The organism is Roseibium sp. (genome assembly GCF_048261595.1).
Classification (GTDB): Bacteria; Pseudomonadota; Alphaproteobacteria; order Rhizobiales; family Stappiaceae; genus Roseibium.
In genome coordinates this window covers 183,528-197,012 of record NZ_JBLXFW010000003.1, presented here as the reverse complement: position 1 = coordinate 197,012, position 13,485 = coordinate 183,528, and the positions used below count along the sequence as shown (strand labels likewise).

General features: G+C 60.1%; 15 protein-coding genes. 1 reads left to right on the top strand and 14 read right to left on the bottom strand.

The window, feature by feature from the left end; all coding sequences use genetic code 11:
• Window positions 1-54: 54 nt before the first annotated feature.
• The 4 genes from ACN0SY_RS12040 to argH all read right to left on the bottom strand — a co-directional run bounded on the left by ACN0SY_RS12040 (window position 55) and on the right by argH (window position 5,739).
• On the bottom strand, window positions 55-2,628 hold the full coding sequence (locus ACN0SY_RS12040) for a TIGR02302 family protein (protein ID WP_417687379.1): 2,574 nt from the start codon (window positions 2,626-2,628) through the stop codon (window positions 55-57).
• Between the two features lie 93 nt (window positions 2,629-2,721).
• On the bottom strand, window positions 2,722-3,996 hold the full coding sequence (lysA, locus tag ACN0SY_RS12035) for a diaminopimelate decarboxylase (RefSeq protein ID WP_417687378.1): 1,275 nt from the start codon (window positions 3,994-3,996) through the stop codon (window positions 2,722-2,724).
• Between the two features lie 24 nt (window positions 3,997-4,020).
• Window positions 4,021-4,227 carry an LPS translocon maturation chaperone LptM gene (gene lptM, locus ACN0SY_RS12030; RefSeq protein WP_417687377.1) on the bottom strand — a complete coding sequence of 69 codons (207 nt, stop codon included), beginning with the start codon at window positions 4,225-4,227 and terminating at the stop codon, window positions 4,021-4,023.
• Between the two features lie 126 nt (window positions 4,228-4,353).
• Window positions 4,354-5,739 (bottom strand): argininosuccinate lyase, encoded by a 1,386-nt coding sequence (argH, locus tag ACN0SY_RS12025; RefSeq protein ID WP_417687376.1) that lies wholly within the window; start codon window positions 5,737-5,739, stop codon window positions 4,354-4,356.
• A 41-nt stretch (window positions 5,740-5,780) separates the two neighbouring features.
• Between argH and tlpA the strand changes: the two genes are divergently transcribed.
• Window positions 5,781-6,452, top strand: coding sequence for a thiol:disulfide interchange protein TlpA (gene tlpA, locus ACN0SY_RS12020; protein ID WP_417687375.1), 672 nt, complete (start codon window positions 5,781-5,783; stop codon window positions 6,450-6,452).
• 30 nt (window positions 6,453-6,482) lie between these two features.
• Here tlpA and ACN0SY_RS12015 read toward each other — a convergent pair whose 3' ends face one another.
• From ACN0SY_RS12015 to ACN0SY_RS11970, 10 genes are all read right to left on the bottom strand, one after another.
• On the bottom strand, window positions 6,483-6,689 hold the full coding sequence (locus tag ACN0SY_RS12015) for a hypothetical protein (protein ID WP_417687374.1): 207 nt from the start codon (window positions 6,687-6,689) through the stop codon (window positions 6,483-6,485).
• Between the two features lie 37 nt (window positions 6,690-6,726).
• Entirely contained in the window at window positions 6,727-6,993 is a 267-nt protein-coding gene (locus ACN0SY_RS12010) for a hypothetical protein (protein ID WP_417687373.1), read from the bottom strand.
• Between the two features lie 228 nt (window positions 6,994-7,221).
• Entirely contained in the window at window positions 7,222-7,425 is a 204-nt protein-coding gene (locus ACN0SY_RS12005; protein WP_417687372.1) for a hypothetical protein, read from the bottom strand.
• Between the two features lie 73 nt (window positions 7,426-7,498).
• Window positions 7,499-8,989, bottom strand: a complete 1,491-nt coding sequence (locus ACN0SY_RS12000) for a class I adenylate-forming enzyme family protein (RefSeq protein WP_417687371.1) — start codon at window positions 8,987-8,989, stop codon at window positions 7,499-7,501.
• Between the two features lie 10 nt (window positions 8,990-8,999).
• Window positions 9,000-9,881 carry a 3-hydroxybutyryl-CoA dehydrogenase gene (locus tag ACN0SY_RS11995; RefSeq protein WP_417687920.1) on the bottom strand — a complete coding sequence of 294 codons (882 nt, stop codon included), beginning with the start codon at window positions 9,879-9,881 and terminating at the stop codon, window positions 9,000-9,002.
• Window positions 9,882-10,020: 139 nt separating this feature from the next.
• Entirely contained in the window at window positions 10,021-10,953 is a 933-nt protein-coding gene (locus ACN0SY_RS11990; protein WP_417687370.1) for an electron transfer flavoprotein subunit alpha/FixB family protein, read from the bottom strand.
• Between the two features lie 27 nt (window positions 10,954-10,980).
• On the bottom strand, window positions 10,981-11,730 hold the full coding sequence (locus tag ACN0SY_RS11985) for an electron transfer flavoprotein subunit beta/FixA family protein (protein ID WP_417687369.1): 750 nt from the start codon (window positions 11,728-11,730) through the stop codon (window positions 10,981-10,983).
• A 228-nt stretch (window positions 11,731-11,958) separates the two neighbouring features.
• Window positions 11,959-12,648 (bottom strand): rhomboid family intramembrane serine protease, encoded by a 690-nt coding sequence (locus ACN0SY_RS11980; RefSeq protein ID WP_417687368.1) that lies wholly within the window; start codon window positions 12,646-12,648, stop codon window positions 11,959-11,961.
• Window positions 12,649-12,680: 32 nt separating this feature from the next.
• A complete protein-coding gene (locus ACN0SY_RS11975; RefSeq protein ID WP_417687367.1) occupies window positions 12,681-13,256 on the bottom strand; it encodes a cob(I)yrinic acid a,c-diamide adenosyltransferase in 576 nt (191 codons plus the stop codon).
• 10 nt (window positions 13,257-13,266) lie between these two features.
• Window positions 13,267-13,464 (bottom strand): twin transmembrane helix small protein, encoded by a 198-nt coding sequence (locus tag ACN0SY_RS11970; protein WP_417687366.1) that lies wholly within the window; start codon window positions 13,462-13,464, stop codon window positions 13,267-13,269.
• Window positions 13,465-13,485: the final 21 nt, after the last annotated feature.

Genomic DNA, 13,485 nt, shown 5'->3' with positions numbered 1-13,485 from the left:
CAAAGCCCCGGATGATCCGGGGCTTTTTTGCATGCTTGCGAGGCTGCCGACACCTTAGTACCGCTTCAGCAAACGCTCCAGGTAATCAAGTTCGAGTTTTGGCCGCGAGGGATCAGAGAATCGGCGGCGCAGTTCCTCCAGGATCCGTCGTGCGCGCTGCACGTCAATCTCGTCGGGCACCTTCACCCGGTTGCCAAAATCCGGACCTTCAGTGCGGCGTGGCCTGCCAAGCGGATCTTCATCGAGCGGCGAGTTTCCCTGGGCCATGCCGGGTCCCTCTCCCTGACCCATCATCTGCTCCGCCATGCCCTGCGCGCCGCGGCGCAACGCGTCCAGCGCATTGCCTTGTTGACCGACCGCCTCCTGGCCCTGTCCATCACCAAGCGACTGCTGGGCCTGGCCCATGGCTTCGCCCGCCTCTCCCAACTCGCCATTCTGCCCGCGGTCATTCTGGCCAAGCTGGTCCATGAGCTGCTGCAGCTGCTGTGCAAGATCACCCTGGCCCTGCTGCAGTTGTTTCAGCATCTCGGCCAATTGCTCCGGGGTCATAGGCTGTTGACCACCTTGCCCGCGCTGGCCTGATTGACCCTGCTGTTGTTGCTGCTGCTGACGCTGTTGCTGCTGGTTGAACTGATGGGTCTGGTCCATGAGCTGTTGCTGACGTTGGATCATTTCGCTGAGCTTGTTCAGCATCTCCATCATCTCGCTGGTCATGCCCTCCGGTGACATCTGAGGTCTGCCTGCCTGAAGGTTCTCCAGCATCTGCTGCATCTGGGCCAGGAGTTCGCGCGCCGCATCCCGCGAGCCCATGCGCGCCAGTTCCTCGATACGATTCAGCATCTCGTTGAGATCTTGCGAATTCAGGGATTGCTGCTGCTGCGAGTTGAACGGCTGCATCGCCTGCGGATTGCGGCGCATCTGGTCGGCCAGTGCCTGCATGTATTCGTTCAGGGCCTGGCGCAACTGCTCCGTCAGCTTTGCGATCTCTTCTTCGCTCGCTCCGTTTTCAAGCGCCTTCCGAAGCGCCTCCTGCGCATCGCGCAACGCGCGCTCTGCAAGTGAAAGGTCGCCATCCTCAATGGTCAGGGCAAGATCCCAAAGCAAGGGCAGGAGCTCTCTGAGCTCGTCGTCAGTTTGCGCATTCACCAGCTGCCGGTATGCAAAACGGACCCCGAGATAGTCCTTCGTCGGAACCTCGAATTTCTCTGGCGCAAGCAGCAAGGCATCGAATGCGGTCAGCACGCGTGAGTGATTGTTCGCGTCCAGTGCCAGCTCGCGCCGCTGTTCGACCACGGCTCTGGCCAGAGGCTTGCGAAACGGTCGTTGCGGCAATGTGAAGACGTGGGGCTTCGACATCCCCTCCTGACCAGCCTGATCTCGCGCGGTCATGACCAGTTCGACTTCGGACCCGGCCCAGGGATGGGACGTGATGTCCCGGATCGTTTCTCCGGTCTTGGCCGTGGACGAGCGAGCTGGCAGGGACAACGGAAACCGGGGCGCTTCCACCAACGGACGGGGATTAGCAGACTTGGCGCCTGTTTCCGGTGTTGGCTGAATATTGGCTTCGGCTGCGATAACGCCGTAGTCGTCCTTCACGAGATAGGAAAACTTAAGCGCTCCGGACAATTGCGGCTCCGGATCGTTCGTGAGACGGATTTCAGGCACCAGATCCGGGAGCACGTCGAAGGTCCACGCCGTCACTGGCGTCTCGCCAGAATAAAGGATCACGCGCCCGGAAGATGTCAGCACGGCCTGCCGCTCGACGGGAAGCCCTGCCGCTTGCTCTGCCTCGGAGAGGTCAGCTGTTTCCTCTGCGGCGTTGATCCCACCCGTGACTTCCATACGGAAGCCATCATTTCCCTGGCTCCGGACGACGAAGATTGACCCCTGCGGCACCTTGATCGGAACCATCGGGTCCCGCATTCCGGCGCTCTCTCCGGTCAGGTAGACCGGCGGGCGGTCCGTGTAGATCGGTGGTGTCACCCAAGCGTCGAGACGGCTCGCAACAGCTTCGAGATCAACCGGGGCACGAAACGCCGAACCCAACAGACTGACCCTGTCTGAACCGCTTGAAATCAGGCCGACTGCCAGAAGCATGACGGCGAAGACACGAAGGGCGAAACGATCGAGAAGATAGGTGCGGGGGGATGGCGCACCTGCCCGCATTGATTTCAATGCATCGGCCATCCGCCGTTTGTGCAGCCGCCAAAGCGCTGCCGTCGCCGGATCGTGTTCGCCCATGGCCAGGTCATCCCCGACCGCAGTCATGGGGCGATGGGCAGACGCTGAATTTCTTTCTATTCGCTGGACCGCTTCGTCGCGGGCAGGCCATCTGATGGCGGGAAGTGCTCGCGCAGACCAAAGGGCGGCGGAGGCGAAGGCAGCCACCCCAACAACACGTAGCCAGAACGGCAGAACAATCCAGCCGCCGACCAGCGAGAAACCGACAAACAGGGAGATGACGACGAAAAGGGGAAATGCCGCCCGGATAACGCGCTCAACGAACAAGGCGGCCCGGCTACGAGCCACAAGCGTGTTCAGTCGACGCTCTGCTTGCTGCAGAAACGTGCGTCGTTCCTCCGGAGTCTCATGGTCCCCGGTGCTCCCGGGTGTGCCGTGACGGTCCAAGGGTGCGCCTCCAATCGTGCCTCACCCCTCATAAGGTGAGGCATCAGACCGGATACGGCAAGTTGTCGAAACAACCAAAGGACAGAATTTGGCTCAAGAAGAAGTGAACCAGTCGGGTACCTTGTCGAGGCCGAGAAGCTCTTCATAGGTCTGCCGTTCGCGGATGACGGCGAATTCGCCATCCTTTACCAGCACTTCCGGAATAAGCAGGCGCGAATTGTACGTACTCGACTGCGTCGCTCCATAGGCACCGGCCGAGTAGACGGCAAGCATCTCACCTGCGTGTACTTCCGGCAGATCCCGGTTCTGACCCAGGTAGTCGCCCGTTTCACAGACGGGGCCAACCACGTCAGCCTTGATTCGCGGGGCATTCACATCCGGTTCGTTGACAGGACCGATCTCGTGGAACGCTTCATAGAGTGTCGGACGGATCAGGTCGTTCATCGCCGCATCGACGATGACGAAGTTCTTTGCCTGCCCATGCTTCACATAGACAACCTTGGTGACCAGAATCCCTGCGTTGCCGGCGATAAGACGGCCCGGCTCGAAGATCACTTGGCAATCGAGCCTGGAGACATGCTTCTTGACCACCTCGGCATAAGCGTCTGGATGGGGCGGCGGATCGTTGTCGACGACATAGGGAATACCGAGTCCGCCGCCAAGGTCGACATGCTCGATGCCGTGACCGTCTGAACGCAGGTCTCTCACCAAGTCGCCAAGTCGCGAGAACGCGGAATCGAAGGGCTCAAGATCCGTGATCTGCGACCCGATATGAAGGTCAATCCCGGTCACCTTGATGTTAGGAAGGCTCGCTGCTTCGGCATAGGCCTTGCGCGCGTCCTGCCATGCGATGCCGAACTTGTTTTCCGCCTTGCCGGTAGAAATTTTCGAGTGGGTCTTGGCGTCGACATCCGGATTGATGCGCAGCGATACCCGGGCCGTCTTGCCGACTTCCCCGGCAACCCGGGACAGCTGGGCAAGTTCGGGAAGCGATTCTACGTTGAAGCAGAGAATTTCCTCGCCCAGGGCATAGGCCTGCTCACCTTCGGTCTTGCCGACACCCGAGAAGAGAATCCGGCTGCCCGGAACACCTGCGGCGCGTGCACGGCGCAGTTCACCCTCGGACACCACATCCATTCCGGCGCCAAGGTCGGCAAGGGTTTTGAGCACTGCTACATTCGAGTTCGCCTTGACCGCAAAGGCAACGAGCGAGTCCACACCCTCGAAGGCACTCTTGAAGACCTGATAGTGCCTCACGAGCGTCGCGGAAGAATAGCAGTAGAAGGGCGTACCGACTTCTGCGGCGATCTTCTCGATCGGCACATCCTCGGCGAAAAGCTTGCCGCCGCGAAACTCAAAATGATGCACGATAGTCCTCGATAACTCAGCCCGTCAGATCAGGGCGTCCAGGATAAAGCCGGATTTTTGCGGTGTCGGCTCCGGGGAGGCGGCAACGGCAGGATCGAGCGAAGGCGATGCAGCACGAGGAGCTTCGAGACTGCCCCGGCGCCCGCAGCCCGACAGGGCCACCGCGAGGCATAGTCCGACAGCCCCGATGAGTGCCGCTTTGGAGTTCATAGCCTTGAAGTCAATTGCCATGGGCCGCGCATCCGTTCCAACATGTTCGACAGTCTCTCCTCGCATGACCGATGCCTGACGGCAAGCCCGCCAGAGCATCTTTTGGACGACTACGGATTTGTGTCGATCACGCGAGGATCAAGGTCCTCAGCCCTTTGCCAGTTCTTTCTGCCAGCGGCGCGCCTGCTTGCGGACATTCACGGGCGAGGTGCCGCCATAGCTGGTCCGCGAACGAACCGACTTATCGACTGAAAGAACCGAGTAGATTTCCTTGGTGATCTTGGGCTCGACAGCCTGCATCTCCTCGAGGGAAACCTTGTGCAACTCAATGCCCTTCTCCACGGCCAGACCGACGATCTTGCCGGTCACATGGTGGGCATCGCGGAACGGCAGGCCAAGAACACGAACCAGCCAATCGGCAAGGTCCGTCGCCGTCGAATAGCCCGATCCGGCAGCCTTCTTCATCACCTTGGTGACCGGCTCCAGATCCTTGACCATGCCGGTCATTGCGGCCAGGGCAAGCGAGATGCTGGCCAGACCGTCGAAGGCCTGTTCCTTGTCTTCCTGCATGTCCTTTGAATAGGCCAGCGGAAGCCCCTTCATCATGGTCAGAAGCGCCTGTAGCGAGCCATAGATGCGGCCGGTCTTGGCGCGCACCAGTTCCGCCGCATCCGGATTCTTCTTCTGCGGCATGATGGACGAACCGGTCGAGAACTTGTCCGACAGCTTGATGAAACCGAACTGGGCCGAGCACCAGATCACGATTTCTTCCGCCAGGCGCGAAAGGTGCATCGAACAGATCGAGGCCGCGGAGAGCGCTTCGATGACGAAGTCACGGTCAGACACCGCATCAAGGGAGTTGGCGGTCGGACGGTCGAAGCCAAGGGCTTCTGCGGTCGCCTTGCGGTCGATCGGGAAAGACGTCCCTGCGAGCGCTGCGGAGCCGAGCGGGCTCTCGTTCATGCGCTTGCGGGCGTCCCGGACGCGGCTTCTGTCACGCGCGAACATTTCGACGTAGGCCATGAGGTGATGGCCGAACGTTACCGGTTGTGCGGACTGAAGGTGCGTGAAACCCGGCATCACGTCCCCGGCGTGGACTTCCGCCTTGTCCGCAAGGGCCTTCATCAGGTCGGTAAGCTGTTCATCGAGCGTATCGAGCGTGTCGCGAACCCAGAGCCGGAAATCCGTCGCAACCTGATCGTTTCGCGAACGAGCTGTGTGCAGACGTCCCGCAGCCGGACCGATCAACTCGGCCAGCCGCGCCTCGATGTTCATGTGAATGTCTTCGAGCGCACGGGAGAACTTGAACTCGTCGTTCTCGATCTCTGACAGGATCGTGTCTAGACCTTGAGCGATCTGGGCGGCATCGTCCGCCGTAACGATTCCTTGAGCCGCAAGCATGGCCACATGGGCTTTCGAACCCGCGATATCCTGCCTATATAGCTTGCGGTCGTAGTCGATGGAGGCGTTGATCTCCTCCATGATGGCATCCGGTCCTTCGGCGAACCGGCCGCCCCACATACGATTGCTCATGCCCTGTCCCCTGAGAGGTGCCCCTTGCGAGGTCTAGAAGAATGACGAAACCGACCGAACCCGCACACCGCCCGACCCGGCGTCTGGCCGCGTTGGGTATGGCAGGCGCATTGGCCGCTGTAGCGGCGGTATACGTGATCGTTGGCCCAAATGGCAACTCAAACAGCGGGCAAAGCTGCGCCCTCTCGCTCGATATAGCAGAGGCCATCAAGCCGCTTGCGACAGGTGAGGTTGCCGCTTTCCTGCCTGCCCAGGGTCCATTGCCCTTGTCGGAGGTCAGCTTCAATACGCCCGAGAATACACCAACAAGCCTTGCGGACTTCAAGGACCGCACCATCCTCATGAACCTTTGGGCAACTTGGTGCGCGCCGTGCCGAAAGGAAATGCCCGCTCTGGACGAACTTCAGGCCGACCTGGGCGACGAGACATTCGAGGTTGTGACTGTAAATCTGGACAGGGGCGGCAGCGAAAAACCGAAAGCCTTCCTGGACGAGATCGGTGTGTCTCATCTCAGGTTCTTCCATGATTCATCGAACAAGATGATGACCGACCTCAGGGCAAAAGGCCGTGCAACGGGACTTCCGACAACGATACTCGTCGGACCGGACGGCTGCGAAGTCGGCACGATGTATGGTCCGGCCGAATGGGCGTCGGGCGACGCAAAGGCACTGATCAATGCTGCGCTTGGAGCACAGAAAGCCCCCGGCACGTGAGCCGAGGGCATTTTCTGGTCCGCAGATCATTCAGGCGGTGATGTCTACCGCATTTCCCAGACCCGGAATCTGACGAGCCTCACGACGGGTCTGCTGCGTAGTTTCCTGAGCCTCTTCCAGACGGTCGGCAACCTGACGGTCCTGCTCGTTGGCCTGTCGAATTGCACTGCTTGCGAACTCCGCCCTGTTTGCGTTCACGCTGTAGGCGGCGGATGATTCACCCGAAATGCTGGGCATTCACGTACTCCTGTTTGTCCGTTGAGCGGCGACCTGCCTAGACGCTTATATCTACCCGCTGACCAAGCCCCGCCAGCTGGACCCGGGTGTCACTCCGGTTCTCGACCTGGTCGGCCTGACGAGCGAGCCGGTCAGCGCGTTCTCCGCTCCGTTCGGACTGCTGCTCTATTGCTTTCGCAACGACCTCTTCCTGACGGGCATTTTGCCGCTGAAGCGTATCAGCGGCGCTTGCCTGTCCTTTCCCGAAGCCGGTTTCAACCGAAACCAGCCTCGGAGGGCTGCCATAGCCAATTCCTTCTGGCATGAAGCTCTCCCTCTGCTGGGTAAGATTGCGCAGAGGAAACTATGACTCAAAAAGTGGCCGCAAAGATCTCAATAAAGACAGCGAATAAAAACGGGCTTCACATGCTTTGAATGATGAGATTCAATATTGACTAAAGTTTTATCCATAAATTCATAGGCGTATGATTTTACTTGCAATAATGCCTTATGGGCATCTGCATTAAATTATTAACCACAAACGGGATTTCAGTCAGGCAGCAACGTCTATTGACTGTCCAAGGCCCGGAGCAGGAGCTGCCTGAGCCGCTTCCAGGCTCTGCGCTCCGGCTTCCAGCAACGCGACGACGCTGGCTTCCTGCGCAGCGGCCATCTTCATGATCTCGGTCTGAATCGCCGCCCCGGTCTGTGCCTGGGTCGTTGCAACATATGCGCTGGCGAGTGCGATCGAATCCATGAAACCTCCTAGAGATTTCGCAAGCGTAGTTAAGATCCGTTAAGACTGCCTTAACAGATCCTTTCCGGAACCGCTAAACTTCGGCCAATCGGAGGGACTTGCGCCGGACCTTTCCCGAAGGCGTTCGCGGCAGCGTGTCCAGGAACCTGTAGGCCTTGGGCCTTTTGTACTCCGCCAGATTTTCTGCGGCCCACTGCGCCAGCTCGGTCTCGTCGCGGAAATTCGGATCGACCGGAACCACAAACGCCGTGATCAGGCTTACGCCGGCCCGCATTTCGACGGCTGTCACCGCGACCTCTGAAACGGCCCGATGAGCGCCGACTACCCGCTCGACCTCTTCAGGCGCCACCCGGTAGCCGAAGGCGTTCATCAAGTCATCGGCCCGGCCTTCGTACCAGAAGTAGCCGTCCTCATCCTGTCGGGCACGGTCGCCAGTCAGAAACCAACCGGTACGAAACACCGCTTCCGTCTCTTCCGGCCGGTTCCAGTAGCCGATCATCAGACCCGGCTCGCTGCAGTGAACCGCGAGCAACCCGGCCTCGCCGACTGCCGCGAACTCCTCACCCGCTCCGGCCTCGGTGAGAATGGCAACCTTTCGACCGGCCTGAGGCTTGCCCGGCGAACCGGGTCGCGTTGGAACATCCGGGCCACTCGAGATGTAGGTAGAGATCTCGCTCATACCGAGCGCCTCATAGAGCGGCCGGCCGGTCCTTTCCGTCCAGGTCCTGTGCAGGTCCGCCGGCAAGGCCTCTCCGGCAGTCAAGCCATGCCGCAATTCGGGAAAGGACGAGGCACTCACATCGGAATATTTCAGGATGCGCCGGTACAGGCTCGGAACGGCGGCAAACAACGTCGCCCCGCTCTTGTCGAGAAGCTCAGGCCAGACTTCGGCGTCCCGCGGACCATCATAGACGATACTGGTTGCGCCATTGGCCCAAGGGTCCATCAGACCGACACCGAGCGTGTAGGTCCAGTTGAATGCCCCGGCGTGAAGCAAACGATCGTCAGAGGAAATACCGTACCAGCCCTGATACATGGGGTAGCGGCCGGAAGCGGCTCGCTGGGCGTGGAGGACACCCTTCGGTGTTCCGCTGGTACCGGAGGTATAAATGAGAAACGCCGGGTCGTCCGCCTCGGTGACGGCGTAGTCGCCGCGCGGACCGGATTTCATCGCAGCTATACGGTCCGGCCCAAGCGACAGTAAATCGCCCTCGGGCAGCACCGTCTTGGCGTCATGAATAACAGCGGTCGCGCCGCTATCGACAAGAATGGCCCCTGCTTCAGACGCGGTCAGCATTTCGGAGGTGGGTATCGGAACGAAGCCGCCGGCAATCGCTCCGAAGTAAAGCAACGGGAAATCGCTTGAATGGCCCAGTCGCAGCAGAACGCGATCGAAACGTCTCAGGCCAGCAGCCTGAAGACCGGCGGCGATCCGAAGAACCGCATCCTCGATTTCGCCGAACGTCCAGCGCTCAAGCAGCGCTCCGCCGGCACCGACCACCTCCAGCGCCACGGCAGACGGATCAGCCCCGGCGTTGGTCAGGCAATAACGTGCGAGATTCATGAAATCCGGATTAGCGGGTCGGAACCGGAACGTCGCCGCGATAGTCGTAGAAACCGCGCTGGGTCTTGCGGCCGAGCCAACCTGCTTCCACGTATTTCACCAGCAACGGGCACGGACGGTACTTGGTGTCGGCAAGGCCTTCGTAAAGCACCTGCATGATCGACAGGCAGGTATCCAGCCCGATGAAGTCGGCGAGCTGCAGCGGGCCCATCGGATGGTTCGCACCAAGGCGCATCGCCGTATCGATGGATTCGACGGAACCAACGCCTTCATAGAGCGTGTAGATCGCCTCATTGATCATCGGAAGAAGGATACGATTGACCATGAAGGCCGGGAAATCTTCCGCTACCGCAATCGTCTTTCCAACCTTGGCAACAAAGCCCTTTGCGGCTTCAAAGGTCTCGTCTTCCGTTGCGATACCGCGCACCAGTTCGACCAGTTCCATGATCGGAACCGGGTTCATGAAGTGGATGCCGATGAAACGCTCCGGACGGTCGGTGGACGCTGCGAGACGCGTGATCGAGATCGACGACGTGTTCGTCGCGAGCATGGCTTCCGGCTTCAGGATCGGACACAGTTGCGAGAAGATCTTGCGCTTGACCTGCTCGTTCTCGACGGCGGATTCGATAACGAGATCTGCGTCGCTCAATAGATCCAGGTCTTCTGCCGGGGAGATCCGGTCAAGGGCGGCACTGCGGACGTCTTCAGAGATCTGACCTTTCTGGACCTGCCGTGCCATGTTGCCGTTGATGTTGGCCAACCCGGATTCGATGCGGTCCATCGAAATATCGCTCAGCGCCACGTCGTAGCCCGCAAGTGCGCAGACATGCGCGATCCCGCTGCCCATCTGGCCCGCGCCAATTACGCCGATTTTTTTGATTTCGACCACCATCGTCCATTCCGATCCTTGAATAACGGTCACACTAACCGCCTGCCGGGCTATTTTTGGCAAGTCTGGCGCGAGACGGCAAGAACCTCGGGGCGGAAATTGCATTTCCGCCCCGAGGAAGCATCATTTATTGCCCGAAGGCTTATTCGACAGCTGCCTTCAGCTCCGGCAGAACGTCAAAGAGATCAGCAACAAGACCGTAGTCCGCGACCTGGAAAATCGGCGCTTCCTCGTCCTTGTTGATCGCAACGATCACCTTGGAGTCCTTCATGCCGGCCAGGTGCTGGATGGCACCGGAAATACCGCAGGCAATGTAGAGATCCGGGGCAACCACCTTGCCGGTCTGGCCGACCTGCCAGTCGTTCGGGGCGTAGCCAGCGTCGACAGCAGCGCGTGATGCACCAACGGCGGCACCAAGCGCATCGGCGACCGGCATGATGACTTCCTGGAACTTCTCTTCCGAACCGAGAGCACGGCCGCCCGAGATGATGATCTTGGCGGAGGTCAGTTCCGGCCGGTCCGACTTGGAAAGTTCCTCACCCGCGAACTCGGACAAGCCGGAAGCAGCGGGAGCTGCAGCGTCTTCGATGGCGGCCGATCCGGCGGCTTCAGCAGCTGCGAAGGTCGACGTGCGAACCGTGATGACCTTCTTCGCATCGGAAGACTTGACGGTCTGGATGGCATTGCCGGCGTAGATCGGGCGCTCGAAGGTCTCGGCGTCGATGACAGCGGTAACGTCCGAGATCTGCATGACATCGAGCAGCGCTGCAACACGCGGCAGGATGTTCTTGCCGTTGGCCGTTGCGGGAGCCAGGATCGCGTCGTAGCCACCGGCCAGATCGAGGATCAGCGCGGCCATTGGTTCGGCAAGCTGATGAGCAAGATCGTCGTTGTCGGCGACAAGAACCTTGGAAACGCCGGAAAGCTTGGCAGCTGAGTCGGCTACGGCCTTGACGTCCTTGCCGGCGACCAGCACGTGAACATCAGAGCCCATTGCTACGGCTGCGGTGAGGGCCTTGGCAGTGGCATCGTTCAGAGCGCCGCCAGCGTGTTCGGCCACAAGAAGTGTCGTCATTGGTGTTTATCCTCCTGTGACGGGTCCTTAGAGGACGCCGGCTTCGTTCTTCAGTTTGTCGACCAGTTCGGCCACGGAACCAACCTTGACGCCAGCCTGGCGAGCTGCCGGTTCGGCGGTCTTCAGAACCGTCAGGCGCGGCGCGGTGTCGACGCCGAAGTCGGCCGGGGCCTTTTCGTCGATCGGCTTCTTCTTCGCCTTCATGATGTTCGGCAGGGACGCATAGCGCGGCTCGTTGAGGCGCAGGTCCGTGGTCACGATCGCCGGCAGCTTCAGCTTTACGGTCTGCAGACCGCCATCGACTTCGCGGGTCACGTCCACGGTGCCTTCACCGAGGTCGACCTTGGAAGCGAACGTACCCTGCGCCCAGCCGAGCAGGGCGGCGAGCATCTGGCCCGTCTGGTTGCAGTCGTCGTCAATCGCCTGCTTGCCGAGGATCACAAGACCCGGCTCTTCAGCTTCGACGATGCCTTTAAGAATCTTTGCGACAGCGAGCGGTTCGGTGGTGTCGTCAGTCTTGACGAGGATGCCGCGGTCGGCGCCCATGGCCAGGCCCGTGCGCAGGGTCTCGGTCGCCTGCTGGGGACCAACGGAAACGACGATCACTTCGGTTGCCTTGCCTGCTTCCTTGAGTCGCAGGGCTTCTTCAACGGCAATCTCGTCAAACGGGTTCATCGACATCTTGACGTTCGCCAGGTCGACTCCGGACCCGTCCGGCTTCACGCGCACTTTGACATTGTAGTCGATTACCCGCTTCACGGGCACAAGGATCTTCATAAGGTTCAACCTCCGCTAGGGCGGCATTTTATGCCGCGCCGCAATATCAGGCTTTGCCGACAAAACAGCCAAGTGGCGTAAATGGCGGTTTTCAGCCAATTCCTGCGCATGCCGCGGGACGGTAAAGATCCGGCTTGCCGCTGTCAACGATGGCGCAAGGGAACTTGGCAGAATTGCTAAAGGGACGGAATGAGATCCTGACCTGACGGAATTAAGAGGCCTGTTTCGTCAAAGCCCGCGGTCAAACAGGGGGACCCCGCGACGCCGCAAAGGGATGATCAAAAGTGCGCCGGCGATCAGCCCGCCGATATGCGCGGACCACGCCACATTTCCCGTCTGGGACAGGAGCGCATTCGCCACCTGGTAGACCACCCAGGCGCCAAGCACCCATTGCGCCGACAACCGCAGCGGCAGACGCCCCAAGGCCAGGATCCAGATCTTCACCTTCGGATGCAGCATCAGATAAGCGGCAACAATGCCGGCAACGGCTCCTGACGCCCCGACCAAAGGAACATCGGATCCGAAATTGGCCAGCGAATAGGCAAGTCCCCCCGCCGCCGCGCAGGCGAGATAGAAAATCACGAACCGCACATGCCCCATCGCATCTTCGACGTTGTCGCCGAAGACCCATAGGAAAAGCATGTTGCCGGCCAGATGCATGAAGTCGCCATGGAGAAAGGCGTAGGTGACGATGGTCGCCCCCTCGGGAACCACTTGCAGTTCCGGCGTCAAATCCTTGAGGTCGAAGAAAACCGACGGAATGAGGCCGAACGAATAGGCCGATGCGTTGATGACATCACTCAGGCCTGCCTGCTGATAGACGAAGAACACGATCGCATTGGCTGCTATCAGCCCCCAGGTGACCACCGGCCGCGTGACATGTGCCAGCCCGTTATGGTCGTGAAGGGGGATGAACATAAGGCCGGCTCCGCGTTGGCAAACCGCTCACGTCAGCGGTTCTGTCCCGGCACCCATAGCACGTCGCCGTCGCCCTTGGCATTCAGATATCTGGATGCCACGAAGAAGAAGTCCGACAGACGGTTCATGTATTTGACCGCCGCGGAGGTCACCTTCTCACGCCCGGCCAGTTCGACCATCAGGCGTTCCGCGCGGCGGGAGACCGTGCGTGCCAGATGAAGATGCGCAGAGGCCGGCGTCCCGCCGGGAAGCACGAAAGAACGCAAGGGCGACAGATCCGCGTTGAAGCGATCGATAGCTTCTTCGAGCGCAGACACCTGCGCGTCGGTTATACGCAGGGGTTCGTAGCCGAGGTCTTCACCTGTATCCGGCGTGGCAAGGTCCGCCCCAAGATCGAAAAGATCGTTCTGTATGCGGCCCAGCACTGCATCGAGTTCCGCATCCGTCTCGGCGGCATGAAGGCGCACCAAGCCGACGACGGAGTTGGTCTCGTCGACAGTGCCATAGGCCTCGATCCGCAGATCGTTCTTCGGCCGGCGCTCTCCCGAGCCCAGCGCCGTCGTACCGTCGTCGCCGGTCTTTGTGTAGATCTTGTTCAGAACGACCATGATGCCCCCGTTAACGTCCCTGGCCGAAGAAGTAGAGCCCGGACATCACGAGGACAACCACCAGAAACTGAAGGCCGACACGCCAGCGCATCAGCTTTTGCGAGCGGTTTCCCGGACCGCCCCGAAACATGTTCCAAACGCCCAGCAAAAGAACGATCAGGACGGCGCCCATGCCGATCTTGACCGCCAAATCCCACATTTCAGCCATTTCCAATTCCCAATTGATGGT

Coding starts and splice junctions, on each gene's coding strand:
- ACN0SY_RS12000 (WP_417687371.1), bottom strand. CDS start 8,989: ATGAATCTCGCACGTTATTGCCTGACCAACGCCGGGGCTGATCCGTCT.
- ACN0SY_RS11975 (WP_417687367.1), bottom strand. CDS start 13,256: ATGGTCGTTCTGAACAAGATCTACACAAAGACCGGCGACGACGGTACG.
- lptM (WP_417687377.1), bottom strand. CDS start 4,227: ATGGCAATTGACTTCAAGGCTATGAACTCCAAAGCGGCACTCATCGGG.
- ACN0SY_RS11980 (WP_417687368.1), bottom strand. CDS start 12,648: ATGTTCATCCCCCTTCACGACCATAACGGGCTGGCACATGTCACGCGG.
- tlpA (WP_417687375.1), top strand. CDS start 5,781: ATGACGAAACCGACCGAACCCGCACACCGCCCGACCCGGCGTCTGGCC.
- ACN0SY_RS12010 (WP_417687373.1), bottom strand. CDS start 6,993: ATGCCAGAAGGAATTGGCTATGGCAGCCCTCCGAGGCTGGTTTCGGTT.
- ACN0SY_RS11990 (WP_417687370.1), bottom strand. CDS start 10,953: ATGACGACACTTCTTGTGGCCGAACACGCTGGCGGCGCTCTGAACGAT.
- ACN0SY_RS11995 (WP_417687920.1), bottom strand. CDS start 9,881: ATGGTGGTCGAAATCAAAAAAATCGGCGTAATTGGCGCGGGCCAGATG.
- argH (WP_417687376.1), bottom strand. CDS start 5,739: ATGAGCAATCGTATGTGGGGCGGCCGGTTCGCCGAAGGACCGGATGCC.
- ACN0SY_RS12015 (WP_417687374.1), bottom strand. CDS start 6,689: ATGCCCAGCATTTCGGGTGAATCATCCGCCGCCTACAGCGTGAACGCA.
- ACN0SY_RS11985 (WP_417687369.1), bottom strand. CDS start 11,730: ATGAAGATCCTTGTGCCCGTGAAGCGGGTAATCGACTACAATGTCAAA.
- ACN0SY_RS11970 (WP_417687366.1), bottom strand. CDS start 13,464: ATGGCTGAAATGTGGGATTTGGCGGTCAAGATCGGCATGGGCGCCGTC.
- ACN0SY_RS12005 (WP_417687372.1), bottom strand. CDS start 7,425: ATGGATTCGATCGCACTCGCCAGCGCATATGTTGCAACGACCCAGGCA.